The organism is Nonomuraea glycinis (assembly GCF_014646515.1).
In the GTDB taxonomy this organism is placed as follows: Bacteria; Actinomycetota; Actinomycetes; order Streptosporangiales; family Streptosporangiaceae; genus Nonomuraea; species Nonomuraea glycinis.
In genome coordinates this window covers 256,786-282,741 of sequence record NZ_BMNK01000005.1, presented here as the reverse complement: position 1 = coordinate 282,741, position 25,956 = coordinate 256,786, and the positions used below count along the sequence as shown (strand labels likewise).

Here is a 25,956-nt window from a genome sequence, read left to right as displayed (position 1 = left end):
CTTCGGTTCTCTCTCGCCGTGGTACGGCTCCCTACCGCCAGGGGTTCAACTATTCGATTGTGGATAAATACGCACTCGCTGCCGGTCCCCGTACCTCGCCATGGCGGGCGCGGCCTGAAGGACGCCGCCCCCGCCCGCTCGGCTAGTCGGTGCCGGACTCCATCGCCGCGAGGTCGAGCAGCACCTCGTCCTCGGGGACCTCGCCGCGCGAGGCGATCGCCTCGGCGCCGCCCTCGGGCATCTCGCCGATCAGCTCGGTCGGGGCGGGCTGCGCGGCACCGAGCAACGCCGGGTGCGCGCTGCCGACCAGGCCCAGTCTCGCGTACTGCTCCAGCCTGGAGCGGGAGTCGGCGATGTCCAGGTTGCGCATGGTCAGCTGGCCGATGCGGTCCACCGGCCCGAAGGCGGAGTCCTCGGTGCGCTCCATGGACAGCTTGTCCGGGTGGTAGCTGAACGCCGTGCCGGAGGTCTCCAGGATGGAGTAGTCCTCGCCGCGCCGCAGCCGCAACGTCACCTCGCCGGTGATCGCCGTCCCGACCCAGCGCTGCAGCGCCTCGCGGACCATCAGCGCCTGCGGGTCCAGCCAGCGGCCTTCGTAGAGCAGCCGGCCCAGCCGCCGCCCGTCGTTGTGGTAGCCGGCGAGGGTGTCCTCGTTGTGGATCGCGTTGACCAGCCGCTCGTAGGCGGCGTGCAGCAGTGCCATGCCCGGCGCCTCGTAGATGCCCCGGCTCTTGGCCTCGATGATGCGGTTCTCGATCTGGTCGGACATGCCCATGCCGTGCCGGCCGCCGATGGCGTTGGCCTCCAGCACCAGGTCGACGTCGGAGGCGAACTCCTTGCCGTTGATGGTCACCGGCCGGCCCTGCTCGAAGCCGATGGTGACGTCCTCGGCGGCGATCTCGACGTCCGGGTCCCAGAACCGCACGCCCATGATGGGGTTGACGATCTCGATGCCGGCGTCCAGGTGCTCCAGGGCCTTGGCCTCATGGGTGGCGCCCCAGATGTTGGCGTCGGTGGAGTAGGCCTTCTCGGTGCTGTCGCGGTAGGGCAGGTCACGCTCGAGCAGCCACTCCGACATCTCCCGACGGCCACCGAGCTCGGTGACGAAGTCGGCGTCGAGCCACGGCTTGTAGATCCGCAGGGAGGGGTTGGCGAGCAGGCCGTAACGGTAGAACCGCTCGATGTCGTTGCCCTTGAAGGTGGAGCCGTCTCCCCAGATCTGCACGCCGTCCTCGAGCATGGCGCGCACCAGCAGGGTGCCGGTGACGGCCCGGCCGAGCGGGGTGGTGTTGAAGTAGGTGCGGCCGCCGGAACGGATGTGGAAGGCTCCGCAGGCCAGCGCCGCGAGCCCCTCCTCCACCAGGGCCGCCCGGCAGTCGACCAGCCGGGCGACCTCCGCGCCGTAGGCGGTGGCCCGGCCGGGGACCGAGGCGATGTCGGGCTCGTCGTACTGGCCGATGTCAGCGGTGTAGGTGCACGGAACCGCGCCCTTCTCGCGCATCCACGCGACCGCTACGGAGGTGTCGAGGCCGCCGGAGAAGGCGATCCCGACACGCTCGCCGACGGGCAGAGAGGTAAGTACCTTGGACACGATCAGAAGTATATACACAGGACTGCATGACCATGCAAGAGCGTCCACGCCGGGTCCCGGCAGACGGTCGGACCGGCCTCACCCTGGGCGATCGTGCCGGTGGGCGGCGAGGCGGGACGGGATCGGCCAGCGCACCGCGTAGGCCCAGCCCGCCTGCTCGAACCAGCGGATCAGCCGGGCGCTGGGGTCGAACTGGCCCTTGAGCACGCCGTGGCGGGCACAGGTCGGCTCGACGTGGTGCCAATTGTGCCAGCCCTCGCCGAGCGTCAGCATCGCCACCCACCACACGTTCGAGGAGCGGTCCCGGGTGCGGAACGGCCGGTCGCCGAAGGTGTGCGCGACGGAGTTGACCGACCAGGTGACGTGGTGGACCACGGCATAGCGGACCAGGCCGGCCCAGAAGAGCGCGCTCCACGCCCCCGCCCACGACATCGACCACAGCCCGCCGGCGGCCGCGGGCAGCGCGAACGACGCGAGCACGACGGCCGGATAGGCGGCGTCGAAACGGCGTACGTCCGGATCGGCCAGCAGGTCGGGCACCCAGTGCTGGGCGTTGGAGCGGCGACGGGCGGTGTAGAACCAGCCGATGTGGGCGTGCAGCATGCCGCGCAGCAACGCCGGGCCGCTGTCGCCGTAGCGCCAGGGAGAGTGCGGGTCGCCTTCGCGGTCGGCGTACTTGTGGTGCCTGCGGTGCTCGGCGGACCACAGCATGACGGGCCCCTCGACCGCCATGCCGCCGGCCAGCATGAGCGCGATCCGCAGCCCTCGACCGCACCTGAAGGCCCGGTGCGTGAAGAGCCGGTGGTAGCCGATGGCGATCCCGAAGATGCTGACCAGGTACATCACGAGCGCGATGACCAGGTCGCGCGGGCCGACGCCCCACCCCCAGGCGGCCGGCACCGCCAGGGCCAGGAGCAGAACGGGCAGCACGACCAGGACGACCAGGTAGACGGCGCGGCGGCCGGCGGTGACCGCCACCGTCTCCACCGGGCCCGATCCCGGCCGTGGCGTGGATGACGAGGTCACACTGCCTCCTCCTGAGCCAGACGATGGGGCACCTATTCAAAGGCCGGATCCCCGCCATGCGGCTATGGCCTGACAGTGACGACCTCGTCACGTAACGGAAGCAAAACAATGCGCTCCGTAGCCATGAAGAAATACCTGACACGTCCCTAGATTGTGGTTGCACAGCGTGATCATCGCTGTTCGCTCCGAAATCAGGCGGAAGGGTGCCACGACATGGGTGCTGTCGATCAGGCGACCACGGGTGGCCATCTGGAGAGATACGAGGAGGCCCTCGCCCGGGACCCGCTGGCCGCGTTCGGTCTGGTCCGGGAGTGGATGCGCACCGAGTGGCGGGCCCTGTTCGCCGAGCTCCGGGAGCGGCGGCCCATCTTCGTCACCCCCGCCTTCACGGTCGTGACCCGCTACGCCGACGTCACCGAGGTGCTCTCCCGCGAGGAGGTCTTCTCGGTGCGCGCCTTCGGTCCGCGGCTGGACGCCGCGCTGGGCGGCCCTTTCATGCTGGGCCGGGACGCCACCGCCATGAACTGGCGGGAGAAGGGCCTGATGCAGGTCATGCTCGACCCGCGTGACGTGGCCGACGTGCGGGAGCTGGCCGGGAGCATCGCCGACGAGCTGCTGGACGCCGCCTGGCCCGACGGGCGGGTGGAGGCGGTCCACGCGCTGTTCCGGCCCGTCGCCCTGGGCGTGTGCGCGCGCTACTTCGGCTTTCCCGGCCCCGACCAGCAGACGCTGTCGCGCTGGACGCGGGCCGTCGTCACCGACGGCTTCGCCAACTTCCTGGGCGATCCGGACATCCAGGCCTCGTCCGTCCAGGCGGGCGGGGAGATGATCGGCTACCTGCGTGACCGGCTCGCCGCATACCGGGCGGGGCTGGACGACCTGCCCGACGACGTCTTCGCCCGGCTGGCCCGCTCCGACCTGCCCGACGACCGCATCGTGATCAACATGGCGGGCCTGCCCCTGGGCTTCGTCGAGAGCGCGCCCGGGGCCATGGTCGAGGCCGTCGAGCAGCTGCTGCTGCGCCCCGAGAGGCTGGCCGAGGCCACCGCGGCCGCCGGCGACCCCGAGCTCTTCGACCGCTACGTCTGGGAGGCGCTGCGGTTCAACCCGCTCTTCAAGCTGCTCCCCCGGCTGTGCGAGCGCGACCACGTCCTGGCCGCCGGCACCCCGCGCGCCACGGTGATCCCGGCGGGCACGTTCGTCCTGGCGTCGCCCGCGTCGGCCATGTTCGACGCGGACGTGGTGCCGGAGCCCGACGCGTTCCGGCTCGACCGGCCGGGCCACCACCAGCTGTTCTTCGGTTACGGCCACCACGCCTGCCTCGGCGTGCATCCGGCCAGGGTGGTGGTCGCCGAGACCGTACGCCGTCTGCTGCTGCGTCCAGGGGTGCGCCTGCTCCCGCCGCCCGAAGGGCGGATCGAGCGCGCCGCGGGGATCTTCCCCGACCGGTTCGTCCTCGGGCTCGGCGCCGAAGGGCAGGAGAGCTGACGATGGCGGCGAGCACAGCGCGCGGCATCGCCACGGACGGCCTCGTCAACCGGCTCAGGTTCCTGGCCCTGACCAACGGCCGGCCGGTGTGGGATCTCGTACAGTCGATCCAGCCGGTCCGGCGCCGGGTCAACGCCTCCCTGATCGACCACGCGATCCGCGAGATGCCGCCGCGCCCCGAGCCGCTGAGCACGATGGCCGGCTACACCTCGTGGGCCTCGCTGACCGACCGCACCTACAGCGGCAGGCACCTGCCCCCGATGCCGGCCCCCGAGGGGAGCCGGCCCACGCCCGAGCGCGCCGCCGACCTGTTCACCCGCGGCGAGACGATCCCCTGCCCGCGCTCCACGGTGCTGTTCGCCTACTTCGCCCAGTGGTTCACCGACGGTTTCCTGCGCGGCGACACCACCGTCCCGCGCGACCCGCGCAAGAACAGCTCCAACCACCACATCGACCTCAATCAGCTGTACGGCCTCAACCCGGCGGTGACGGCGGCGCTGCGCGCCTTCGACGGCGGGCTGCTGAAGAGCCGGCTGGTCAACGGCGGGGAGTTCCCGCCCTACCTGTGCGAGAACGGCAAGATCAAGCCGGAGTTCGACGCGTTGCGCGTCATCCGCTTCGACGAGCTCACCGACGCGCAGCGCGACACGCTGTTCGCCACCGGGAGCGACCGGGGCAACATCCAGCTCGGGTTCACCATGCTCACGGTGCTGTTCCTGCGCGAGCACAACAGGGTCGCCCGGCTGCTCGCCCGGCACTACCCGGGCTGGGACGACGAGCGGCTGTTCCAGACGACGCGCAACATCCTCATCGTGCTGCTGATCAAGCTGGTCGTCGAGGAGTACATCAACCACATCACCCCCTACCACTTCCGGTTCACCCTGGACCGGCAGCTGTCGGCGATGCTGACCGGCGCACCCTGGCACCGGCAGAACTGGGCGTCGGTGGAGTTCAACCTCGTCTACCGCTGGCACAGCCTGATCCCGTCGCGCCTGTCGGTGGGCGGGGGCGAGCTGCCGATGGCGCAGACCCTGCTCGGCGGCTCGCTGATCCCCGGTCCCGGTCTCGGCCGGCTCTTCGAGGACGCCTCACGCCAGCGGGCCGGCCGCCTCGGCCTGTTCAACACCGATCCCCTGCTGCGGGAGGTCGATGTGGCCAGCATCGCCGACTCCCGCACGCTCGACCTGGCCCCGTACAACAGCTACCGCGAGCACTGCCGCTTTCCCCGGGTGCGCGCGTTCGAGCAGATCTCCGGCGACGAGCGGGTCACCGGCGCGCTGCGCGAGCTCTACCACGGCGTCGACGACCTCGACCTGTACGTCGGGCTGTTCGCCGAGGAGCCCGGATCCCCCGACGCGATCCTGCCACCGTTGCTGACCAAGATCATCGCTATCGACGCCTTCTCCCAGGCGCTCACCAACCCGCTGCTCGCGCCGAGGGTGTTCAACGCCGCCACCTTCTCCCCGTACGGCATGCGGATCATCGCGACCACCCACACGCTGTCGGACGTGCTGCACCGCAACACGCCGGAGGATCCCAGCCCCCGCTTCGTCAGCATGTCCCGGCGGTCGGACAGGTGAACGGGAACGACGATCCGGCGCCCGAGCACGCGAAAGCCGCCCCGGCCGCCGGAAAGGCGAGCGGGATCGGCGATTCGGCTGCTGGGGCGTTGCGGGGGGCGGCGCGCGAGTTGGTCGAGGTCGCGGTCACGATCCAGGAAACGGCGGCCCACGCGACGGCCGCGCTCACCGACGGCGCGCTGCTGCGGGCCCTGCCGCGCAGGCCGGCGGCGGCTCGTCCGGCCTACCGCGCGCTGCTGCGGGCGACCACCAACGGCCAGGGCCTCGGCTGCGCGCTCACCGGTGGCCGGCTGGCCACCGCGGCCGCCAAGATCGGCGCCATGGCGGGGGCGGAGAGCCTGGCCGTGCACGTGCTGGCCACCTCGCTGCGGCTGCGCATCGCCGCCGTCGCGGTCGACCATCCCGAGCTGACCGACGACCCCATGCTGGCCCGGCTCATCGACGCGGCCGCCGCCGACCGTGACTTGGAGGCCGTCCGGGCGCTGCGCGCCCTGCTCAAGGACCGTGGCGCGGTGCACGCGCTCAGCCAGCTCGCCCCGGTCTTCGGCGAAGTTCTCGCCCTGCGCGCGCTGCTGGACGAGAACCCGCTCAACGACGCCGCCGCCTGGCTCATCGCGACCGGCAAGGGCTACGTCACCGCCGACCCGCTCACCGGTCTGAGCAACAGGGCCGTGGCCGCCCTCGACACGGGCGAGGGCGTCGCACGCCGGACCGAACTGACCGGCGCCGAAGCCGCCCGGCTGAGCCGGCGTGGGTCGCTGCTCGGATTCCTGCGCGACATCAGCACAGTCGGCACCACGGGGCGGATCCTCATTCGGAGCGTCGAGGGTCCCGACGGCGTGGTCCGTCACGTTCTCCAGGCGCCGGGCATGCGAGCCGGACGGCCCAGCGGCGACTCGCCCCAGGATCTGCTCGGCGCGTTCAGCAGTGCCGTGCTGGACAGCAGCCCCTTCAGTCGCGCGCTGGCCAGGGCCGTCGCCGACTACGGCCTGGCGGAGGGCGCCGAGCTGGCGCTCATGGGGCACAGCGCGGGCGGCGCGGCGATCATGAACCTGGCGCAGGACGCCGAGTTCTGCGCCCGCTACGCGGTCACCCACGTCATCGCGATCGGCTCGCCCGTCGACTTCAAGCGGCCCGCCGACCCGCGCACCTTCGTCGCCAGCGTCACCAACCAGCACGACATCATCCCCACCCTCGACGGGCAGGGCGCGGGTGGCTGCTTCGACCTGCATCCCGACTGGTACGTGGTCGACTACTTCGACTCCACCCACCTGTTTCCGCTCTGCCACAGCATCGAGCACTATCTGGCCAACCTCGCCGACGACCTGCCCGAGGCCCGCGCGCACCTCGACGAGCGGCTCGCACCCTTCGCCGGGCCCGTCGTCCGCTCACAGGCCTACCAGCTGTTCGACCACGTCCCCGACCTGACGGGCTTCCCCTTCCTGACCGTGCCGACCTACTCGCTGGACGGCCCGGCGGGAGCGGTCGAGCTGCCGATCAGGTGCCGGGACGGCAGCGCGCTCACGGCGTACTTCACCGTGGACCCTTCGGCGGCGGCCCGGCTGCTGGAGGGCACCGGGACGGGTCCCGCCCTGCGGGTCGGCGGCCGGGCCCTGGTCTGCGTGCACGCCGCCTGGAACCGGCGCACCAGCGCGGGCGGCTACCGCGAGCTGCACCTCGGCGTCGTCGTGCCGGGGCCGGACGGCGGCGGGCGCCGGCGGTCGTTCCTGGCCTGGCCCGACCTGCTGCGCGGCGCGGCGCGGCGGCGCTCGGGCAGTTACCTGGTCGGCTCCGTGGTCGACACCGCCGCCACCTTCGTCGTCGCGCCCCGGTTGTGGGGCGGCGAGCCGCACCGGACGCCGCTGGAGTTCCGGCTCACCCGGCGGTGCGCCCGTGTCACCGTCGGAAGTCCCGGCGACGAGATTCTCACCCTGCGGGGGCGGCTCGGTCCCTGGCTGCCGACGCTCGACCGCGACCTGGTCGGCTACGCGGGCGGGGGCGGCACCACGCTGCGCTCGTGTGTGCGGACCCGCGGACCGGCCCGGCTGCACCCCCTGCCGCTGCTGCGGCTGAGCGTCGCCCCCGAGGCCGCGCACCCGCTGGCCGACCGGCTGCGGGAGCTGGGGCTCGACGGCGCCCGGCCCCTGCTGTGCCTGGCGTCCACCCGTCGTCAGGCGCTCCGCGACGCCGCCGTCCCCATCTCCGCCACCTGACCGGAGGAGCGATGTCAGCCGACCTCGCGGCGATCGCCGCCCACGCCGAAGTCCTGCGCGCGGACGCCCAGGCCCTCACCGCCTGCGCCGAACGCCTCCGGGAGATCGAAGCCGGCCTCGCGGCCAGCGGCATCGCCCCGTCCTGGCTCCGCGCCTCGGTGAACGCCCACCGCGCCGCCTGCCTGCAAGCCGCCACCGACCTGAACACGGCAGCAGCCCGCCTCCACCACTACAGCAACGCGACGGCCCACCCCTGACCCCCGCACAGCACCATAGGTTTCGGGGCTGTACGGGGGGTGAGATCAGGCTGCCTGGTGAACGGCTCGGGCTGTGCGGGGTGAGATCAGGCTGCCTCGTGGACGGCTCGAGCCGCGCTCAGGCCTGATTCCAGAGCGCCCTCGATCCAGGCGTGCCACAGGGAGCAGTGTTCGCCGGCGAAGTGCACGCGGCCCTCCGGGGCGATGATCGCGTCGTGCAGGTTGCTCTGCTGGTGTGGCTCGAACAGGGCGAAGGCCCCGGCCGCGTAGGGGTCGTTGTACCAGGCGTGGGTGACGCCGAACTCGACGTGGTCGTGGATCTCCGGGTGGATCTTGGCGACGTCCTCCAGGGCCTGCTCGACCCGTTTCTGCGGGGACATCGCGCCCCAGCGCAGCGCGTCCTGCCCCCAGGTGTAGCTGGCCAGCAGGATCGAGCGCTCGTCGCCGGGGGCCGTGTGCGAGGGATAGCAGATCCGCCGGATCGGCAGGTCGGTGACCGTGGTGCCGCCGACGATGCCGTCGGTGCGCTCCCAGAACGCCCGCCGTACCTGCAGCAGGATCTTGGTGGAGGCGTTGTAGTTGAGCTCGCGGATGGCGCGCTGTTTGCGCCGGGAGAAGGCGGGGGTGGTCTCGACGTCGCGCAGCACCGAGAACGGGATGGTGCAGATGGCGTAGTCGCCGGTGATCGTGGTCCTGCCGGAGCCCGTTCTGACGTGCAGGCTGACCGTGTGGTCGCCCTGTTCGATGGCCGTGACCTCGTGGCCGAACCGGATGTGCTGCCTGAGCTCGTGGTAGAAGGCGGTCGGCAGCCGGTCGGAGCCGCCCTCGATCTCCTGCATGTCCTCGAACGCCCGCCCGATGATCTCGCGGAACTGCTCGATGATCGCGGCGTTGAGGTTGGACTCCCGGAAGCTCATGACGCCGTAGAGCTCGATGGCCCCTTCGGAGAAGCCACGCTCACGCAGGAAGCTGCGGATGGAGTAGCGGTCGTACTCGGCGCAGATGCGGTCGAGCGCGTTCTCGCCCTCCTGGGCGTAGAGGTCGTGGATCTCCTGCGTGGCGGTGCGCCACAGGTCTTCGTAGGAGCGGCCGCGTTCGTGCTCGGCCAGCTCGAAGTCGATGATCTGCGGGTCGGCGTCGAGCTTGCCGATCGTGGTGCGGACGCCCTGGATGTAGGCCAGCGCCTTGGGATTGCCCATGACGAACGGGCGCAGCTTGAGCCCGAAGCGGGCGCAGTAGGCGAGGGTGAGGTCGTGCACGCGGGGGATGCGCATGGCGCCGGCTTCGGCGTACAGGCCGGGGGCGAAGTCGCGCAGGGTGAGCACCCGTCCGCCGACCCGCTGCTGGGCCTCCAGGACGACGGGCTCGTGGCCCTGGCGCATGAGCTCGTAGGCGGCGACCAGGCCGGCCATGCCGGCGCCGATGATCAGCACGCGTTTGCGCGGCCGGCCGCCGGCGCCGAGCCCGCGCTCGGCCGTCGCGATCAGGTCCGCCGGCACCCGCAGGTCGTGGTGCGGCTTGGGCACCCCTGTGCCGAGGGAGGTCGGCATTGCCCGGTTCTCGTCCAGAAGGTCACGCTCCTCGTGTAGTGATAACGGAAAGCGTTCCTATTATTACGGTAAGTAAACGAGAAGGCGAGGGGTCAGCCGAACAGTGGCAGCGCGCGGGAGATGGCGCGGGCGTTGGTGAGCACGAGCGGGGCGAGCGCGTGCGGTGAGGCGCTGCCGTAGTGCACGACGAGGGACACCGCGGCGACCACGTCGCCCTCGGCGTCCTGGATGGGCGCGGCCACCGACAGGGCGTCCATGGTGACCTGCCGGTCGCTGATCGCGTAACCGCGGGCGCGGGTGTCGGCGAGCGTGGCGCGCAGCTGGTGCGGCGTGGTCAGCGTACGGTCCGTGTAGCGTTTGATGGGCCTGGCCAGGACCTCCTCCAGCACGTCGGCGGGGGCGTGGGCGAGCAGGACGAGCCCGACGCCGGTGGCGGTGAGCGCGAAGCGGCCGCCGACCCGGGTGAGCACCGGCACGGCCTTGCTACCCGCGATGCGTTCGACGAAGACCACCTCGGGGCCTTCCCGTACGGCCAGCTGCACGTTCTCGCGGGTCACCTGCGACAGGTCCTCCAGGAAGGGCAGGGCGCATTCGCGCAGGCCCTGGCCACGCGGGGCGAGCGAGCCGATCTCCCACAGGCGCAGGCCGATGCGGTAGCAGCCGGAGACGTCACGTTCGAGCGCGCCCCAGGCGACCAGCTCGGAGGCCAGCCGGTGCGCGGTGGAGACGGGCAGGTGGGAGTGCCGGGCCAGCTCGCTGAGGGTGAGCGAGCGCCGATCGGGCGTGAACGCGCCGAGGATCTGCAGCGCGCGGGCCACGACCGGGCCGGTGCGCTCGGCCGGCCGCCGGGGCGCGGGCACCTGCATGGGCGGCTCCTGGGGCGGCGGGGGTCAGAGGTCGAGGACCAGCTTCGGGCAGGCGGCGCGGGAGACGCAGATGAGCATGGTGTCGCCCGCCGCCTGCTCCTCGGGGGTGAGGAGGGAGTCCCGATGGTCCACGGTACCCGCGAGTACGTCCGTCTCGCAGGTGCCGCAGGTGCCCTCGCGGCAGGAGGTGAGGACCTGTACGCCCGCCGCTTCGAGGACGTCGAGGATCGACCGCCCGGGTGGCACGGTGCAGGTGATCCCGGTAACGGCGAGTTCGACCTCGAAGGACCCCGCCAGCAGGGGTTCGCCGGCGTCCTTGGGGGTGAACCGCTCCACGTGCAGCGTGCCCGGGGGGCGCTCGGCGCAGCGTTTCTCGACGGCGTCCAGCAGCGGGGCGGGCCCGCAGCAGTAGACGAGGGTGTCCGGCGTCCCCCGCGCCAGGAGGCTCTCCAGGTCGAGCAGGCCGTGCTCGTCCTGGGGGCGCAGGTCCACCCGGTCGCCGTGGGCGGCGCGCAACTCGCGGGCGAAGGCCATCGACGCCGCCGTACGGCCTCCGTACAGCAGTCGCCACTCGGCGCCGGCCGCGTCGGCGGCGGCGATCATCGGCAGGATGGGGGTGATCCCGATGCCGCCCGCGACGAACAGATAGCGGGCCGCGGGCTGGAGGGGAAAGTGGTTGCGCGGCCCGCGGACCTCGACCGTCGCGCCCGGGCGGAGCTCGTGCGCCAGCGCCGAGCCGCCCCGGCCCGCGGGCTCGCGCAGGACGGCGATCCGCCAGGTCAGGCGGTCGGCCGGATCCCCGCACAGCGAATACTGGCGGACCAGGTCGCCGGGCAGCACGAGGTCGATGTGCGCGCCAGGCGCCCAGGCGGGCAGCGCGGCGCCGGACGGGTCGCGCAGGTCGAGGACCACGACCCCCTCGGCCGCCCGGGCGCGGGAGCGCACGACGAGTTCGAAGCTCATCGCCGGGCCGCCGACAGCTCCGCCGCGCCGTCCACGGCGGCGGCGTCGTGTCCGACCGGGTGGCCGAGCAGCCAGTCCCACACCTCGACGGGGCCTTCCGCGAGGTAGGCCGCGCCGCAGTGGCAGGTGCCGCGCAGCAGGTCGCTGCCCGGCAGCCACACCACGCGCAGCACCCCGGGGCCGGTGAGCATGCGGGTGGGTTCGACGTTCATCAGGCCGTCCGGGCCGGGGCCGCGCTCGGCTCGACCAGCTTGGCCAGCATCCGCCGGGCGGCCAGCCCGCCGGTGTCGATGTTGATCGACAGCTCCTGGTAGCCCGGGGGCTCGCTCGCGATCACCCGCTCCAGCACGTCGAGCGCGGCGACGTCCTGCAGCACGACCGTACGGTTCTGCTCGGCGAGGAAGTCCGAGACGCCCTGGTCGTCGAGGGCGAAGTCGCGGGCGACGGCCCAGAAGTCGTGGGTGGAGTGCTCGGTCTCGGGGGTGATGGCGTAGACGACCTCGACGTGGAAGGCGTCCGGGTCGCTGCCGTCGGGGCGGGGCAGCACGCCGACCGGCGCGATCCGCGAGTGCAGCTTGTACAGGCACGGCGGGCTGTACTCGATGTCCTGCCAGCGCATGATGCGGCCGGTCAGGCCGGTGGACTTGGCGTAGAAGGGCGGGCATTCGGCATCGTCCATGTGCCTGCTGACGTAGACGATGCCGGCCTCGTCGTCGACCTCGGTGGTCGTCGGGGTGGCGGCCACCTCCGGGGTGCCGATGTAGCCGCCGTGCAGGTACGTCTCGTGCGACAGGTCGAGCAGGTTGTCCACCAGCAGCTCGAAGCGCGCCTTGAGCGGCTCCATGCCGGACACGGTGGTGTAGTCGGGCGAGGCCAGCCAGGGCGCCCTGGGCACGGCGGCCGGGTCGGCCTTGGCGGGGTCCCCGATCCACACCCAGACGAACGAGTCCCGCTCCACGGTCGGGTAGCTCTTCAGCCGGGCGGTGCGCGGCACCCGGGTCTGGCCGGGGACGGCGACGCAGCGGCCGTCGGCGCCGTAGGTGAAGCCGTGGTATCCGCACACCACCTGGTCGTCGACCAGCCTGCTCGGCGCCTCGGACAGCGGGAAGCGGCGGTGCACGCAGCGGTCCGACATGGCGGTGACCTCTCCGGCGCCGGTGCGCCAGAACAGGATCGACTCGCCGCAGATGGTGCGGCTGAACAGCTCCTGGCCGATCTCACGTCCGTACGCCGCGACGTACCACTGGTCGGTGGGAATAGACGACACAGGCAACTCCTTCGTATCTTCTGACAGTCCCCGCGTCTTCGATGGTGACCTCGGTCACCCGTGCGGCGGAATGTCGCTTCCCGCATGCCGGAAAGCGAAAGCTGTCATCAGGCCGGACCCACCCCCTCGGGAGACGAACATGACCGATGCCGACCAGATCATCGACGCTCTGCGCAGCGGCCACGTCCACCTGGCGGCCCTGGTGCGTGGCCTGCCGGCCAACGACCTCACCCGGCGGTCCGGAGCGGCGGACTGGGACGTGTCGCAGGTGCTCAGTCACCTCGGCAGCGGTGCGGAGATCGCGCTGGCCGCCCTGGAGGCCGCGCTGGACGGCGCCGCCGTGCCGGGCGGAGACTTCAACAAGGAGGTCTGGGCACGCTGGGACGCGATGTCCCCGGCCGAGCGGGCCGCGGGCTTCCTGACCGCCAACGAGACGCTGGTCGCGCGGTACGAAGGGCTCGACGCGCGGACGCGGAAGGAGCTGAGGATCGTTTTCGGCTTCCTCCCCGCGCCCGTGGACGTCACGACCGCGGCGCGCATGCGGCTCAACGAGTTCGCTCTGCACACCTGGGACGTCGAGGTCGCCTTCGACCCGGCGGCGACCCTGGCCCCGGCCGCGACGGAGCCGCTTCTCGACCAGGTGAGCATGTTCCTCGGCTTCATCACCAAGGCCGAGGCTCTGAACGACCGCCCGGTCGCCATCGCCGTCCGCGTCACCTCCCCCGATCGTTCCTTCGGGCTGAGCGTGGCCGACGCGGTCGCCCTCACCGACGAGCCCGCCCAGCCCGACGCGGTGCTCAGCGCCCCGGCCGAGTGGTGGCTGCGGCTCGCCTCCGGGCGCCACGCCGCCGAGCACACGCCGGCCACGGTGACGCTCACGGGCGGCAAGCTCACCCTGGACGAGCTGCGCGGAGTTTTCACCGGTTTTTAGGGCGACTTGACCTGGAGTGCGCTCCAGCGGGGAGGGTGTCCTCATGCACAACGCCATGACAACACGCGCCATCGGAAACCGCTCCGTGTCCGTCATCGGGCTCGGCGCCATGCCCATGTCCGTGGCCGGGCACATGCCCGATGAGGACCAGTCGATCCGCACCATCCTCGCGGCGCTGGACGCCGGCGTGACCCTGATAGACACCGCTGACGCCTACACGCCCTCGCATGACGACGTCGGCCACAACGAACGCCTGGTCGCCCGGGCGCTGGCCCGGTGGGACGGCGACGCCGCCACCGTGCTCGTGGCGACCAAGGGCGGCCACACCCGCACGCCGGGCGGCGGCTGGGAGGTCGACGGCCGCCCGTCCTACCTCAAGCAGGCGTGCGACCGGTCGCTGAAGGCTCTGGGCGTGGAGCGCATCGGCCTCTACCAGCACCACCGCCCCGACCCGAAGGTGCCCTACGAGGAGACCATCGGGGCACTCAAGGACCTGTACGACGCCGGCAAGATCGAGATGGCGGGCATCTCGAACGCCGACCCGGCGCAGATCCGGCTCGCCCACGACATCCTCGGCGACCGGCTGGTGAGCGTCCAGAACCAGTACTCTCCCCGGTTCCGGTCCAGCGAGCCCGAGGTCGACGTCTGCGCCGAGCTCGGCCTGGCCTTCCTCCCCTGGTCCCCGCTCGGCGGCATCACCCGTGGCGGGGAGCTGAACGAGCGGGCGGCCTTCACCGAGATCGCCGCGGCGCGCGGCGTGTCCCCGCAGCAGGTCTGCCTCGCCTGGGAGCTCGCCCGCAGCCCTGTGGTCATCCCCATCCCCGGCGCCAGCCGCCCGGAGACCATCCTCGACTCCGTCGGCGCCGCCACCCTGGAGCTCACCTCGGAGGAGCTCGCCCGCCTCGGCTGAGCTTCCTGAAGGGCTCGCCCGCCTCGGCTGTACGGTCGCGCCCAGGTCACGGGCGTGGCCGGCGACCGCCGGGGGCATGCTCCCGGCGCCCGCGCATCCGTTTCTCGGCATGGTCACCGGGTAGCCGGAGGGAAAGCAGCCGGTTCGCCCCTCAAGCCGGCCCCGCCGGGCATGGGGAGAGGGTGTGGGCGAGGTCCATGGGTGGTGCGAGCCCTGTTTCGGCGGCGTTCGCGACGCCTTCGCGCGCAACTTCGCCGACGGCCGGGAGCTGGGCGCGTCGGTGGCCGTCTACCAGGCGGGACGGCCGGTCGTGGAGCTGTGGGGCGGCCTGGCGGGCGACGGCGCCTGGCGGCGTGACACCATCGCCTTCCTCGCCTCGGCCACCAAGGGACTGGTCGCCGCCGCCGCGCTGGTGCTGGTCGACCGGGGGCTGCTCGACCTCGACACTCCGGTCGCGGCGTACTGGCCGGAGTTCGCGGCCGAGGGGAAGAGCGAGATCCCGCTGCGCTGGGTGCTCGGGCACCGGTCCGGCGTGGTGGCCGTCGACCCGCCGCTGACCCTGGCCGACATCCGGCTCCGCACCCCGGTACGGGACGCCCTGGCCGCCGCGCGGCCGGCCTGGCAGCCGGGGCAGGGCCACGGGTATCACTGCCTGACCATGGGCTGGCTGGTCTGCGAGGTGGTCCGGCGCGTCACGGGCCGGACCGTCGGGGAGTTCTTCGCCGAGGAGATCGCCGGGCCGCTCGGGCTCGACCTGCACATCACCCTGCCGCCCGGCACGGACGGGCGGCTGGCGGGACTCGTACCGCCCACCGAACGTCAGCTCCTGCGGGGGCGCGGCCACCCGCAGCTGGAGGCGCTGAACCGGGCCATCGGCGACCCCACCTCCCTCTTCCACCGCTCCACCTTCGGCAGCGTGGCCGTCACCGCGGAGCTGCTGAGCAGCGCCGGCACCTGCCAGGTGGAGATTCCCTCCTGTGGCGGGGCGGGCAACGCGGCCGCGCTCGCCCGCCTGTACGCCGCGCTCGCCGGCGAGGTCGACGGCGTCCGGCTGCTGCGCCCCGAAACCACGGCCGCCGCGCGCACGCCCGAGGCCGGCGGGATGGATCTCGTGCTCGGCTGCCACACCGCCTACAGCTCCGGGTTCATGCTGCCCGGCGGTCCGATGTGGCCCGGCGCGGACTCCCCCGCCGCCTTCGGCCACGCCGGCGTCACCGGGGCCTTCGCCTTCGCCGACGGCGACCTCGCCTTCGCGTACGTGCCCAACCGGATGGCCGAGCTGATCGAAGGAGGCGGCGACCGGGTCCGCCGCCTGGTGGAGGCTGCCTACCGAGCGCATGGGTAGACGGCCGGCGGCTGTTCTGATCATTAGCCGTACGACACGAAATATCGCATAAGCGTATTTGTCGCCAATGGGGCGGGCGGCCATCGCGTTGGCCGCCCGCCCGGGAAAGGTGTCACATGTCGCGGTTGGTGATGCGCACGCTGTCGGACGTGTCCGGCCCCTGCGGGTCAGCGGCAGCGGCGCCGGCGAAGACCGAGGCGAACCCGGCGCTCAGCACGCCGGCCGTCAACAGCACCACAGCAAAACGTCGCATTGTTCCTCCATTTTTATCCCCGTTAATGCAGAACAAGCGTGACATGGCCTGCCGGCCGGCCATGAGACGCAAGGCTGCCATGTTTCACCGCATTCCTGCCATTGCCGCCGCGCCGAGTCCGTCCGACAACCTCGTCGGCCGACTGCGGTTCCGTAGGCCCGCGCCGCCCGAGGAGGCCGGCGCGGGCCGGGACGTCGCCCTCGTGGTGGCGCTCAAGGCCGTCGTCCAGCCGCTGATCGCGTACGTGACCGCCCGCTTCATCCTGGGCCTGGACGGGACGGCACTGCCGGCCGCCACCCTCTTCGCCGCCCTGCCCACCGCGCAGAACGTGTACGCGGTCACCTAAGACGCCGGTCGGCGGCTGGCCCGTGGCACCGTCCTGCTGACCACGCTGCTGTCCATCCCGATCATGACCGCCATCGGTGCCGTCCTGGGCTGCACTCCTGTTTGAGGCCGGTCCGCCGGGGGGGGTTCAGGCGGTTCGGTCACGAGCCGCGATGGCCAGGGCGATGAACTTCTGGAACTCCGCGAACCGTTCCTGGCTCATGGTCAGCCGCACCCCGTCGACGATCGCGTCCTCGCCGTGCCTGCGGCCGACGCGGACCTTGAACCCGTCCCGGTGCGGCGTCGCGTGCACCCCGAGAAACGCCACGTGAAAGCGGCTGCTCCCCGCCACGTCACGGTGAAAGATCTCCAGCGTCCTGCCGTCCTGCACGAGGATGTGGTCGTCATGCTCGAATTCCGCTGCCATGGTGCCTCTTCCGCCGCTGGGTTCCCGCCCGCCCCGTGGCGGCAGGATCCCGTCGGCGATTCTATTTTCGGTACGGCCCGGCGCGGTCCTGAGTCAGGCGGTGAAGATCTGTGCCAGCAGCAGGCCGATCATGGCGGCGGTGAGGCCGGCCGCGAGGCTGACGGCGACGTTGACGACGGCGAGGAAGCGGGCGCCGTCCTGGGCCAGGCGCAGGGTCTCGTAGCTGAAGGTGGAGTAGGTGGTGAGCGCCCCGCACAGGCCCGTGCCCAGCAGGGCGGTCAGCGCGGGTCCGGCGGGCAGGCCGATCACGAACCCCAGCAGCAGCGACCCGGCCACGTTCACCGCCAGCGTCCCCCACGGGAACACCGAGTCGTGGCGGGCGCGGATGAGCCGGTCGGTCAGATAGCGCAGCGGCGCGCCGACCGCGGCGCCCAGCGCGACGAGCAGCAGCGTCATCCGCCGTCCCCTCTCCTGAACGCCCGCACGGCCCGGCCGGTGAGTGCGGCCCCCGCCCACGCGGCGAGCACGGCGGCGGCCGGGGTGATCGCCAGGTAGAGCAACGCGGTCGCGGGCCGGCCGGCGGCCATCGCCTGGTGCACCTCAACCGCGTAGGTGGAGAAGGTGGTGTAGCCGCCGAGCACGCCCACGCCCAGGAACGGGCGCACCAGCGGCCGATCGGTCCACACCTCGACGACCAGCACCATGAGCACGCCGATCAGCAGGCATCCCGACACGTTGACCAAGAGGATCGACCAGGCGAACGCGCCGGGCGGGTGCGGCAGCGCGGTCGCGATCGCGTGCCGGGCCAGCGCGCCGAGCACGCCACCGGCGGAGACGGCCGCCAGCACCGGCCAAGTCGTGAGCATCGTCCATCAGGCTATCGGCGATGCCGGCCGTCGATTCTCATAGGTGGCGATATCGGGCTGTGAGGGCCCTATACACTTAACCAAGCGCTTGCTACGCTCCGCCCATGACGTCCACGGTTGTCTGGGGCACCGGCAACATCGGCCGCGCGGCCATCCGTGCCGTCGACGCCCACCCGGCGCTGAAACTCTCCGCTGTGCTCGTCCACGACCCCCTCAAGCTCGGCCGCGACGCGGGCGACCTCGGTGGGCTCGGCCGCGATCTGGGCATCGCGGCCACCGGCGACGTGGACGCGGTGCTGGCCACCCGTCCGGGCGCCGTCGTGTACGCCGCGTCCGGCGACATCCGCCCCGACGACGCGCTCGCCGACATCCTCCGGGCGATCCGGGCCGGCGCCGTGGTCGTCACCCCTTCCCTGTACGCGCTGTACGACCAGCGCAACGCCCCGCCGGAGACCCGGGAGGCGGTGCTGGCCGCCGTCGGGGAAGGCGGCGGCTCGCTGTTCGTCTCCGGCGTCGACCCCGGCTGGGGCAACGACGTGCTGCCCCTGCTGGTCAGCGGGCTCGGCACCACCGTGGACGCGATCCGCTGCCAGGAGATCTTCGACTACACCACCTACGACCAGCCGGACTCCGTTCGCTACCTGGTCGGCATGGGCCAGCCGATGGACTACGAGCCGCCGATGATCGCGCCGACGGTCCCGACCATGGTGTGGGGCGGGCAGGTACGGCTGATCGCCAGGGGCCTCGGCGTGGAGGTGGAGGAGATCCGCGAGAGCGTGGCCCGGCGCCCGCTCGACGCCACGGTGAGCACGGTGTCGATGGGCGAGTTCGAGGCGGGCACCCAGGGCGCGCTGCGGTTCGAGGTGCAGGGCATCGTCGAGGGCGAGCCCCGGATCGTCATCGAGCACGTCACCCGCATCCACCCCTCCTGCGCACCGGACTGGCCGACGCCGCCGGACGGCGCGGGCGCGCACCGGGTGATCATCGAGGGCAGCCCGCGCATCGAGGTCACGATCGAGGCGGTCGACGAGGCCGGGAACCGGTCCGCGGGCGGGAACGCCACCGCCGTCGCCCGCCTGGTGAGCGCCATCGACTGGCTGATGGCCGCCGAGCCGGGCCTGTACGACGCGCTCGACGTCCCCCTGCGCCCCGGCAGGCTCGGAAGGAGACCCGCGTGAACATCGACATCCCCGAGGGCAAGGACGCGATCGAGTACGTGTGGGGCGAGATGATCCCCGGCATCGGGATCTCCGCCTCGAAATTCTCCATGTCGGTGTACGCCCACACGACCCTCGGGCTGCGCGAGTTCGAGGCGGCACGGCTGCGGATCGCGCAGATCAACGGATGCGCGTTCTGCCTCGACTGGCGGACCGAACGGGACGGAAAGAAGGTCGAGGAGGGGTTCGCCGACGCGGTGACGCACTGGCGCACCACCGACGCCTTCGACGACCGCACCCGGCTGGCCGCCGAGTACGCCGAGCGGTACGCCCTCGACCACCACGGCCTGGACGACGAGTTCTGGACCCGGATGACCACTCACTACACCCAGCGCGAGATCGTCGAACTGAGCATGAGCCTCGGCTCCTGGCTGGCCTTCGGCCGGCTCAACCACGTCCTGGGCCTCGACACGGTGTGCAGGCTGCCCAGCGGCGTCAACCGATAGCACCTGCCCGCCTCAGGGGCGGGCGCTCGACACTTCACCCCTTCACCCAGGCGCGAGCACCAGGCACGACCCGTTCTCCTTTCGTCGAGAGTGAGGAACACCGATGAGAGACCATCCCCCCGTCTCCAACGCCGTCTCGCGCCGTGGGTTCATCGCCGGAACCGGCTCCATCCTGGGCATGGCGGCCCTCGCGGGTCCCGCCGCCGCCCAGGCCAGGAGGGTCGCGGCGGCCCCGCCGATCGCCAACGGGGCGCACGTCCCCGCGCTGGTGATCGGCACCGGATACGGCGGCTCCGTCGCCGCCCTGCGCCTCGCCCAGGCGGGCGTGGACGTGCACATGATCGAAATGGGCATGGCCTGGGACACGCCCGGCTCCGACGGCAAGATCTTCTGCAACACGCGCGAGCCGGACTACCGGTCCTACTGGCTGCGCACCAGGACCAAGGCGCCGCTCAACTACTTCCTCGGCTTCCCCATCGACAGGGACATCCCGCGCTACACCGGCATTCTGGATGCCGAGGACTTCAGCGGCATCACGGTCTACCAGGGCCGCGGCGTCGGCGGCGGCTCGCTGGTCAACGGCGGCATGGCGGTCACCCCCAAGCGGGAGAACTTCGCCTCCGTCCTGCCGTCGGTCAACGCCGATGAGATGTACGCCACCTACTACCCACGGGCCAACGCCGGGCTGGGCGTCGGCACCATCGACCCGGCGTGGTTCGACAGCACCGCCTGCTACCAGTACTCGCGGGTCGGGCGTAAGCACGCCCAGCGGTCCGGCTTCCCGTTCGTCTTCGTGCCCGACGTGTACGACTGGGACTACATGAAGCAGGAGGCGGCCGGGACCGTCACCAAGTCGGCGCTGGCCGGCGAGATCCTCTACGGCAACAACCACGGCAAGAAGTCCCTGCAGCGGACGTACCTCGCCCAGGCCAGGGCCACCGGCAGGGTGACCATCTCGGCGCTGCACCAGGTGACCTCGGTCGCCCCGGCGGGCGGTGGCCGCTACACGGTCGTCATCGACCAGCTGAACACCACCGGCGACACCACGACCACCAAGACCGTGACCGCGGACCGGGTGTTCTTCGCCGCCGGCAGCGTCGGCACCAGCAAGCTGCTGGTCAAGCTGCGGGCCACCGGCGCGCTGCCGGCCCTGAACGGCGAGGTCGGCAAGGGCTGGGGCGACAACGGCAACGTCATGTGCGGCCGCGCCAACCACCTGTGGGACCCGACCGGCAGCCTCCAGTCGACCATCCCCTGCTCCGGCATCGACAACTGGGCGGCCGGCGGCGCGTTCGCCGAGGTGGCGCCGCTGCCCACCGGCATCGAGACCTGGGCCTCGTTCTACCTGTCGATCACCAACAACACGCACCGGGCCCAGTTCTCCTGGAACGCCTCGACGGGCAAGGTCGACCTGAACTGGCAGCTCGCCTGGAAGCAGCCGTCCATCGACATGGCCAAGACGATCTTCGACAAGATCAACGCCAAGGAGGGGACGATCTACCGGACCGACCTGTTCGGCATCTACAAGATCTGGGGCGACCACCTCACGTACCACCCGCTCGGCGGCGCGGTGCTGAACAAGGCCACCGACAACTACGGCCGGCTGGCCGGCTATCCCGGTCTGTACGTCATCGACGGCGCGCTGATCCCCGGCAACACCACCGTCAACCCGTTCGTCACCATCACGGCACTCGCCGAACGCAACATCGAGAAGATCATCGCCACTGACCTGTGAGCCCGACGGCGGGAGCCCGCGGGCGCGGGCTCCCCAGCGTCAGCGCGCGTCGGCGGGGGCGTCGAACAGCGCGGCGCTGGCCTCGACCAGCATGGCGCGCCCCTTGACGTCGGCCACCACGTTCGGGCCGACGATGTCGTCCTGGCCGGGGAACTGGCCGGCGCCGCCCTCGGGGCCGAGCGGGACGACGAGCAGGGTGGGCCACGGCTCGTAGGCGGCAGGCCCGCCCTCGCCGGTGATCAGCGCACGCAGGTTCGCGGCGACGAGTTCGGCCTGCGCGCCGGCGAAGGCCGCCATGTTGCGGTCGGCGTCGGCGATGTCGCCGATGGCGTACACCCGCTCCTGGCCCCGGACGCGCAGGTGCTCGTCGACCTGGACGTAGCCCTGCGGGTCGCGGGCCTCGGCGAGCGAGCCGCGCAGGTAGTCGGTGTACGGCTTGACGCCGAAGCAGCGGAACCAGACGTCGGCGGTCAGTTTGTCACCCGCCTCGGTGGCGATCGCGATCGGCGCGGCGGTGGCCGGCGGCGCGCTCGGCAGCTCGCGCAGCGCGCTGCCGAGCTTGAGCTCGACGCCGAGCTCGTCGAGCTGACGGCGCAGCTCGTCCCGCAGGGCCTGGTCGTACGGGCCGGGCAGGATGTCGGGCGCCATGTCGGCGATGGTGACGTGCTTGCCGGGGAAGGACGCCTTGATCTCACCGGCGAGCTCGAGTCCGACCGGGCCCGCGCCGACCAGCAGCACCCGCTGGGCGTCCACGATGCTCTGGTGCGCGTCCCGGAACTTGGCCTGGGCCGTCCCGGTGTCCGGGGCGTCGGTCTTGGCGGGGAAGGGATAGAACGACCCGGTGGCCAGGATCAGGTAGTCGGGCTCCAGCTCGCGGCCCGAGGCCAGGGTGACCTTCAGCCCGTCGACCGCCACGGCCCGATCGCGCAGGAAGCGCCCTTGGGTCAGCAGCCGGTCGTAGGGCATGAAGATCCGATCGAGCCACTCGGGCTCCACCAGGGCACGCAGCGCCGCGACGTTGTGCATGAAGGCCTCGGCGGGGTCGACGAGCGTCACGTCGGCGACGTCGTCGAGCCCCTTGGCCAGCTTGAGGCCGCCGTATCCGCCACCCAGCACCACGACGGTCGGCCGGTGTCCAGCATGCTTCGCCATCAGTTCTCCTCGCTAGGAATTAACGCGTCGCCAGGCTAATACTATCTACTAGGAAAAACAAAGTGATGATCCTGCGGCTAGCATGGAAACATGGCCACGCCCAAGCAGATCGAGACGAACGCTTGCGTAAGCGCCGAGGAAGGGCTGACGCGCGCCTTCTCCCTGCTCGGCAAGCGCTGGAGCGGCGTCGTGCTGGGCAGTTTCGGGTCCGGGCCCGCCGGGTTCCGCGAGCTGTCCCGGGCGGTCGGCGGTGTCAGCGACTCGGTGCTGTCGGACCGCCTGTCGGAGCTGACGAGAGCAGGCCTGATCGCGCGGACCGTGGACGAAGGGCCGCCGGTCGCGGTCTCCTACGAGCTGACCGAGGCCGGCCGGGCCCTCCTCCCGGCGCTGCACCAGCTCTCGGCCTGGGCCGAAGAGCACCTGCCCCCACAGAGCTAGGTCCGCGCAGAGCTAGGTCCGCGCAGAGCTAGGTCCGCGCAGAGCTAGGTCCCGGTGCCTGGCTCCGCGGCCAGGGACGTGTAGACGGTCACCTCGTCGGGGCTGATGAGCCCGTCCTGGATGGCGCAGATGAGCAGCTTCTCCTTGGTGGGCGCGGGCCGACCGGCCGCCGCGTACTTGATCCGGGCCCGGTCGATGTACTGGCGCACGGTCCGCTCCTTGATGCCCATCCGGGCCGCCACCGACGCCTTCGACATCGACTGGAACCAGAACAGCAGCGCCGCCCGCTCCTTGTCCGACAGCTGCGGCCGGTGCGGGCTCTCGTCCGTCGCGATCGCCTGCGCCATCGGCGGCGTCACGCTCGGCCGGTCGGCCGCCACCTCCAGCAGGGTCTCCAGGCAGGACTCCCGCGTGGCCCGCCCCTTGCCGATGAACGCCGAAGCCCCCGCGTCCAGCACCACTCGCACCGTCTCCGGCTCCTCGTGCTCGGAGAAGACCACCACCCGCTGCCCGCCCCCGCACAGCTCGGCGATCCGGTCGATGATCATGGTGCCGTTCAGGTTGAGGTCGAGCAGCAGCACGTCGGCGTCCACCCCCTGGACGGACTCGATGGTGGGCCCGTGCGCGACCAGCTCCACCGGGCCCGGCGGCCGGAACCACGACCTGACGCCGTCCACCACGACCTGGTGGTCCTCCACCAGGGCGACCGTCACCCGCCCTGCCAGATGCTGTTGACCCATACCTCCCCTTCCTGCCGCTGATAGGTGACGACGACCCCGCTGGACTCGTGCACGGGGCTGGTGCTGATGGGCAGGTCGTCGCTGTCGGCGACGACGGCCACGCTCACCATGGCGGACATCGCGGACACGGTGACCCGGGCCCGTGACCTGGCGCCGTCCAGCGCCTGGATCGGCGCTCTGAGCAGATCTTCCCGTACGCCCTGCGGCAGGGCCGGCAGGTTCGCGCCGAACGGCGGCGCCGTCACCAGGACCTTGCGCCGCTCGGCCGCGTCGATCCGCCTGCGCAGCGTCGAGACCAGCTCGTCGGGCAGGTCTTCCCGCTCGGTGATGAGGCGGCGCAGGCGCATGGCCCCGGCCGTGCAGTCCTCGCGGACGCCGGGATCGCCGGGATCGGCGCCGTCGGCGAGCTGCTCCAGCAGCGACTCCGCGACCTCGCGGATGGCGGCGTAGCGGCGCAGCCGGTCGGCGTGGATGGTCCGGGCCGACGTGCGCCAGGCGTCGTCGGCGGCGAGGCTGCGGGCCAGCAGCACGGCGTCCTCCGCGCGGGAGCGCAGGGTGTGGCAGCCCGCCATGTAGCCGAGCTGCAGGGTGGCGCTGCCGGCCATGACCACCAGATACTTGGCGACGGAGACGCGGTCGAGCGTCCCGGTCACGGCCATCGCCGCCAGCATGATGCCCGCGTTCGCGCACAGGAACGCGATCGCCTCGGCCCGCCAGCGCGGCCGGTTCCACAGCAGCACGACGCCGAGCCAGCCCACCGATCCCCAGCCCCAGTCGATCGGGCCGAGCAGGTCCTCGGGGTGGCAGGCCAGGATGACCGCGACGTTCACGGCCAGCGCCGCGACGACGAGTTCGCGTACCCTGGCCGGGCCTCGGGAGTCGCGGGTCAGCGCGAGCGCGGCGATCACCGCGATCGCGGTGTGCACGAGCCAGGCGACGGCCGCCAGCTCCGGCCAGCGGAAGACCGGCCAGCCGGTGACCGTCATCGTGAGGTCGTAGCCCAGGTGCCAGACCACGGTGATCACCAGGGCGCCGATCGCGGTGTAGCGGATGTAGCGCCGCGCCACCTGCTCGATGTCGTCGGTCATGGCCGCCACCACAGGCTCACCCGGGTGCCCCGGCATCCGGAGGAGATCTCCGCGCCGCCGTTGGGCAGGGAGCGCATCGTGTCGAGGATGGAGCCGCGTACGCCGAACCGGTCGGGCGGTAACCGGTCCTGGTCGAACCCGCCGCCCTCGTCGGCGACCTCCACCCGGATCTCACCGGCGCGCCGGCACGAGACCAGCTCGGCCTCGCGCACGCCGGCGTGCCGGGCGATGTTCGCCAGCGCCTCGGTGACGGCGCGGGCGAAGCGCTCGGCCACCTCGCCGGGCACCGTCGCCGGGATCAGGCTCCTGCGGACCTCCAGGCCCTTCGCGCGCCCGGCCACCTCCTCCAGCAGGGCGTCCAGGGCGATGGGGGCGGAGTCGGCGCGCGGCCGGTCCCGCAGCCGCTCCAGCGCCGACAGGTCCGTGGCCACCTGGGCGCGCAGGGTGGCCGACGGCCCGTCATAGGTGCCCAGCCCGACCATCGTCAGCGTGTGCAGCGAGGTCTCGTGGACGCTGCTGACCTGCCTCAGCTCGTCCTCGCGCCGCAGCCGTTCGACCATGAGCTCGATCTGGACGCGCGCGCTCCTGCCGAGGAAGGCGTCGGCCGACGCGGCCGAGCGGCGCAGCAGCGTCATCAGCAGCACGACCGAGGCGATCTGGACGAGATGGATCACCAGGGTGCCGTAGACGTCCTGCGCGGGAGCGGCGAGCCGCATCCCCACGAGGTACGCCCCGGCCACCGTCACCGCGGCGGGGATCGCCACCTTGGGCGTCCAGGCGACCCCGGCCAGGATGATGCTCATCGTGACCAGCCCCGCGATCCAGCTCGCCCCGCCTTCGAGTGCCTCCGTCGCCACCAGGTGGCGCTGGGCGAGGCAGAGCACGACGGTGGTGGCCACATCACCGGCCACCAGCCGGCGGCGCAGCGGCAGCCGCCGCCACGCCAGGCGCAGGTACAGGAGGGTCCACCCGAGCTCGAGCGCCAGCATGGGCACCAGCCACAGCGCGGAGACCGGCTCGGCCGCGCCCAGGGTCGCGGCGACGACCACCACCAGACCCGTCACCCCGCGCACGCCCGCGGCGGTGCGCGTGATCGCCGACTCCACCTGCCTGGTCGCCGAGTCGTATCGGGTGGATCCGAGGTGCGTCACGTGCCGCCCGCCCGTGATGAGAGCACAGGAAGGGCATCACGATAGCGCACCTTATGTGTGTGAGCCGGTGGAAATCTCCGGTCAAGTAAGCGGATGGGGTCATGGCTGCATCCCTTGGACCGTCCTTCACAC

The 25,956-nt window shown here is 71.8% G+C and carries 27 protein-coding genes; 12 read left to right on the top strand and 15 right to left on the bottom strand.

Going from position 1 to position 25,956, the window contains the following annotated elements:
- Positions 1-142: 142 nt before the first annotated feature.
- Positions 143-1,591, bottom strand: coding sequence for an argininosuccinate synthase (argG, locus tag IEY87_RS17240; RefSeq protein ID WP_189139676.1), 1,449 nt, complete (start codon positions 1,589-1,591; stop codon positions 143-145).
- A 78-nt stretch (positions 1,592-1,669) separates the two neighbouring features.
- The gene (locus IEY87_RS17235) at positions 1,670-2,617 is read right to left on the bottom strand and encodes an acyl-CoA desaturase (RefSeq protein ID WP_189139675.1); all 948 of its coding nucleotides are present in this window, start codon (positions 2,615-2,617) and stop codon (positions 1,670-1,672) included.
- A gap of 213 nt (positions 2,618-2,830) precedes the next feature.
- Between IEY87_RS17235 and IEY87_RS17230 the strand changes: the two genes are divergently transcribed.
- From IEY87_RS17230 to IEY87_RS17215, 4 genes are read left to right on the top strand one after another with little or no spacing between them, the layout of a single operon-like run.
- Positions 2,831-4,105 carry a cytochrome P450 gene (locus IEY87_RS17230; protein ID WP_189139674.1) on the top strand — a complete coding sequence of 425 codons (1,275 nt, stop codon included), beginning with the start codon at positions 2,831-2,833 and terminating at the stop codon, positions 4,103-4,105.
- A 2-nt stretch (positions 4,106-4,107) separates the two neighbouring features.
- Entirely contained in the window at positions 4,108-5,685 is a 1,578-nt protein-coding gene (locus IEY87_RS17225; RefSeq protein ID WP_189139673.1) for a peroxidase family protein, read from the top strand.
- Positions 5,682-7,898: a hypothetical protein gene (locus tag IEY87_RS17220; protein ID WP_189139672.1), complete on the top strand. Its 2,217-nt coding sequence runs from the start codon at positions 5,682-5,684 to the stop codon at positions 7,896-7,898. Before IEY87_RS17225 ends, IEY87_RS17220 begins: the two co-directional genes overlap by 4 nt.
- An 11-nt stretch (positions 7,899-7,909) precedes the next feature.
- A complete protein-coding gene (locus IEY87_RS17215; protein WP_189139671.1) occupies positions 7,910-8,155 on the top strand; it encodes a hypothetical protein in 246 nt (81 codons plus the stop codon).
- Between the two features lie 86 nt (positions 8,156-8,241).
- Here IEY87_RS17215 and IEY87_RS17210 read toward each other — a convergent pair whose 3' ends face one another.
- From IEY87_RS17210 to IEY87_RS17190, 5 genes are all read right to left on the bottom strand, one after another.
- Positions 8,242-9,705: a flavin monoamine oxidase family protein gene (locus IEY87_RS17210; RefSeq protein WP_189139670.1), complete on the bottom strand. Its 1,464-nt coding sequence runs from the start codon at positions 9,703-9,705 to the stop codon at positions 8,242-8,244.
- 92 nt (positions 9,706-9,797) lie between these two features.
- Complete coding sequence (locus IEY87_RS17205) at positions 9,798-10,571, bottom strand: IclR family transcriptional regulator (RefSeq protein ID WP_189139669.1); 774 nt, start codon at positions 10,569-10,571, stop codon at positions 9,798-9,800.
- A 24-nt stretch (positions 10,572-10,595) separates the two neighbouring features.
- Positions 10,596-11,534 carry a PDR/VanB family oxidoreductase gene (locus IEY87_RS17200; RefSeq protein WP_189139668.1) on the bottom strand — a complete coding sequence of 313 codons (939 nt, stop codon included), beginning with the start codon at positions 11,532-11,534 and terminating at the stop codon, positions 10,596-10,598.
- A complete protein-coding gene (locus IEY87_RS17195; protein WP_189139667.1) occupies positions 11,531-11,746 on the bottom strand; it encodes a hypothetical protein in 216 nt (71 codons plus the stop codon). Before IEY87_RS17195 ends, IEY87_RS17200 begins: the two co-directional genes overlap by 4 nt.
- Positions 11,746-12,801 carry a Rieske 2Fe-2S domain-containing protein gene (locus tag IEY87_RS17190; RefSeq protein ID WP_189139666.1) on the bottom strand — a complete coding sequence of 352 codons (1,056 nt, stop codon included), beginning with the start codon at positions 12,799-12,801 and terminating at the stop codon, positions 11,746-11,748. The genes IEY87_RS17195 and IEY87_RS17190 overlap by 1 nt, the downstream gene beginning before the upstream one ends.
- A 139-nt stretch (positions 12,802-12,940) precedes the next feature.
- Between IEY87_RS17190 and IEY87_RS17185 the strand changes: the two genes are divergently transcribed.
- The 3 genes from IEY87_RS17185 (at position 12,941) to IEY87_RS17175 (ending at position 15,987) form a co-directional block, all read left to right on the top strand.
- Complete coding sequence (locus tag IEY87_RS17185; protein WP_189139665.1) at positions 12,941-13,732, top strand: maleylpyruvate isomerase family mycothiol-dependent enzyme; 792 nt, start codon at positions 12,941-12,943, stop codon at positions 13,730-13,732.
- Positions 13,733-13,775: 43 nt separating this feature from the next.
- Positions 13,776-14,642, top strand: coding sequence for an aldo/keto reductase (locus IEY87_RS17180; protein WP_225277046.1), 867 nt, complete (start codon positions 13,776-13,778; stop codon positions 14,640-14,642).
- A gap of 184 nt (positions 14,643-14,826) precedes the next feature.
- Complete coding sequence (locus IEY87_RS17175) at positions 14,827-15,987, top strand: serine hydrolase domain-containing protein (protein ID WP_189139664.1); 1,161 nt, start codon at positions 14,827-14,829, stop codon at positions 15,985-15,987.
- A gap of 112 nt (positions 15,988-16,099) precedes the next feature.
- On the opposite strand, the gene IEY87_RS17170 is transcribed toward IEY87_RS17175, so the two are convergent.
- Positions 16,100-16,240: a hypothetical protein gene (locus tag IEY87_RS17170; protein WP_189139663.1), complete on the bottom strand. Its 141-nt coding sequence runs from the start codon at positions 16,238-16,240 to the stop codon at positions 16,100-16,102.
- Between the two features lie 61 nt (positions 16,241-16,301).
- Here IEY87_RS17170 and IEY87_RS17165 point away from each other — a divergent pair, with 61 nt between their 5' ends.
- On the top strand, positions 16,302-16,586 hold the full coding sequence (locus tag IEY87_RS17165) for a hypothetical protein (protein WP_189139662.1): 285 nt from the start codon (positions 16,302-16,304) through the stop codon (positions 16,584-16,586).
- 126 nt (positions 16,587-16,712) lie between these two features.
- On the opposite strand, the gene IEY87_RS17160 is transcribed toward IEY87_RS17165, so the two are convergent.
- From IEY87_RS17160 to IEY87_RS17150, 3 genes are all read right to left on the bottom strand, one after another.
- The gene (locus tag IEY87_RS17160) at positions 16,713-16,991 is read right to left on the bottom strand and encodes a hypothetical protein (protein WP_189139661.1); all 279 of its coding nucleotides are present in this window, start codon (positions 16,989-16,991) and stop codon (positions 16,713-16,715) included.
- Between the two features lie 93 nt (positions 16,992-17,084).
- A complete protein-coding gene (gene crcB / locus IEY87_RS17155; RefSeq protein ID WP_189139660.1) occupies positions 17,085-17,447 on the bottom strand; it encodes a fluoride efflux transporter CrcB in 363 nt (120 codons plus the stop codon).
- Positions 17,444-17,857: a fluoride efflux transporter FluC gene (locus IEY87_RS17150; protein ID WP_189139659.1), complete on the bottom strand. Its 414-nt coding sequence runs from the start codon at positions 17,855-17,857 to the stop codon at positions 17,444-17,446. The genes crcB and IEY87_RS17150 overlap by 4 nt, the downstream gene beginning before the upstream one ends.
- Positions 17,858-17,961: 104 nt before the next feature.
- Here IEY87_RS17150 and IEY87_RS17145 point away from each other — a divergent pair, with 104 nt between their 5' ends.
- The 3 genes from IEY87_RS17145 (at position 17,962) to IEY87_RS17135 (ending at position 21,255) form a co-directional block, all read left to right on the top strand.
- Positions 17,962-19,035 (top strand): NAD(P)H-dependent amine dehydrogenase family protein, encoded by a 1,074-nt coding sequence (locus tag IEY87_RS17145; protein ID WP_189139658.1) that lies wholly within the window; start codon positions 17,962-17,964, stop codon positions 19,033-19,035.
- Positions 19,032-19,520, top strand: a complete 489-nt coding sequence (locus IEY87_RS17140; RefSeq protein ID WP_189139657.1) for a carboxymuconolactone decarboxylase family protein — start codon at positions 19,032-19,034, stop codon at positions 19,518-19,520. The genes IEY87_RS17145 and IEY87_RS17140 overlap by 4 nt, the downstream gene beginning before the upstream one ends.
- Positions 19,521-19,623: 103 nt before the next feature.
- Positions 19,624-21,255 (top strand): GMC oxidoreductase, encoded by a 1,632-nt coding sequence (locus tag IEY87_RS17135; protein ID WP_189139656.1) that lies wholly within the window; start codon positions 19,624-19,626, stop codon positions 21,253-21,255.
- 39 nt (positions 21,256-21,294) lie between these two features.
- On the opposite strand, the gene IEY87_RS17130 is transcribed toward IEY87_RS17135, so the two are convergent.
- Positions 21,295-22,407, bottom strand: a complete 1,113-nt coding sequence (locus IEY87_RS17130; RefSeq protein WP_189139655.1) for an FAD-dependent oxidoreductase — start codon at positions 22,405-22,407, stop codon at positions 21,295-21,297.
- Between the two features lie 90 nt (positions 22,408-22,497).
- On the opposite strand from IEY87_RS17130, the gene IEY87_RS17125 reads away from it, so the two are divergent.
- Positions 22,498-22,845 (top strand): winged helix-turn-helix transcriptional regulator, encoded by a 348-nt coding sequence (locus IEY87_RS17125; protein WP_189139654.1) that lies wholly within the window; start codon positions 22,498-22,500, stop codon positions 22,843-22,845.
- Between the two features lie 44 nt (positions 22,846-22,889).
- Here the strand turns inward: IEY87_RS17125 and IEY87_RS17120 are convergent, their stop codons facing one another.
- From IEY87_RS17120 to IEY87_RS17110, 3 genes are read right to left on the bottom strand one after another with little or no spacing between them, the layout of a single operon-like run.
- Positions 22,890-23,585, bottom strand: coding sequence for a helix-turn-helix transcriptional regulator (locus tag IEY87_RS17120; protein WP_189139653.1), 696 nt, complete (start codon positions 23,583-23,585; stop codon positions 22,890-22,892).
- Complete coding sequence (locus tag IEY87_RS17115; protein ID WP_189139652.1) at positions 23,555-24,673, bottom strand: hypothetical protein; 1,119 nt, start codon at positions 24,671-24,673, stop codon at positions 23,555-23,557. The genes IEY87_RS17120 and IEY87_RS17115 overlap by 31 nt, the downstream gene beginning before the upstream one ends.
- On the bottom strand, positions 24,670-25,824 hold the full coding sequence (locus IEY87_RS17110; RefSeq protein WP_189139651.1) for an ATP-binding protein: 1,155 nt from the start codon (positions 25,822-25,824) through the stop codon (positions 24,670-24,672). The genes IEY87_RS17115 and IEY87_RS17110 overlap by 4 nt, the downstream gene beginning before the upstream one ends.
- Positions 25,825-25,956 lie beyond the last annotated feature (132 nt).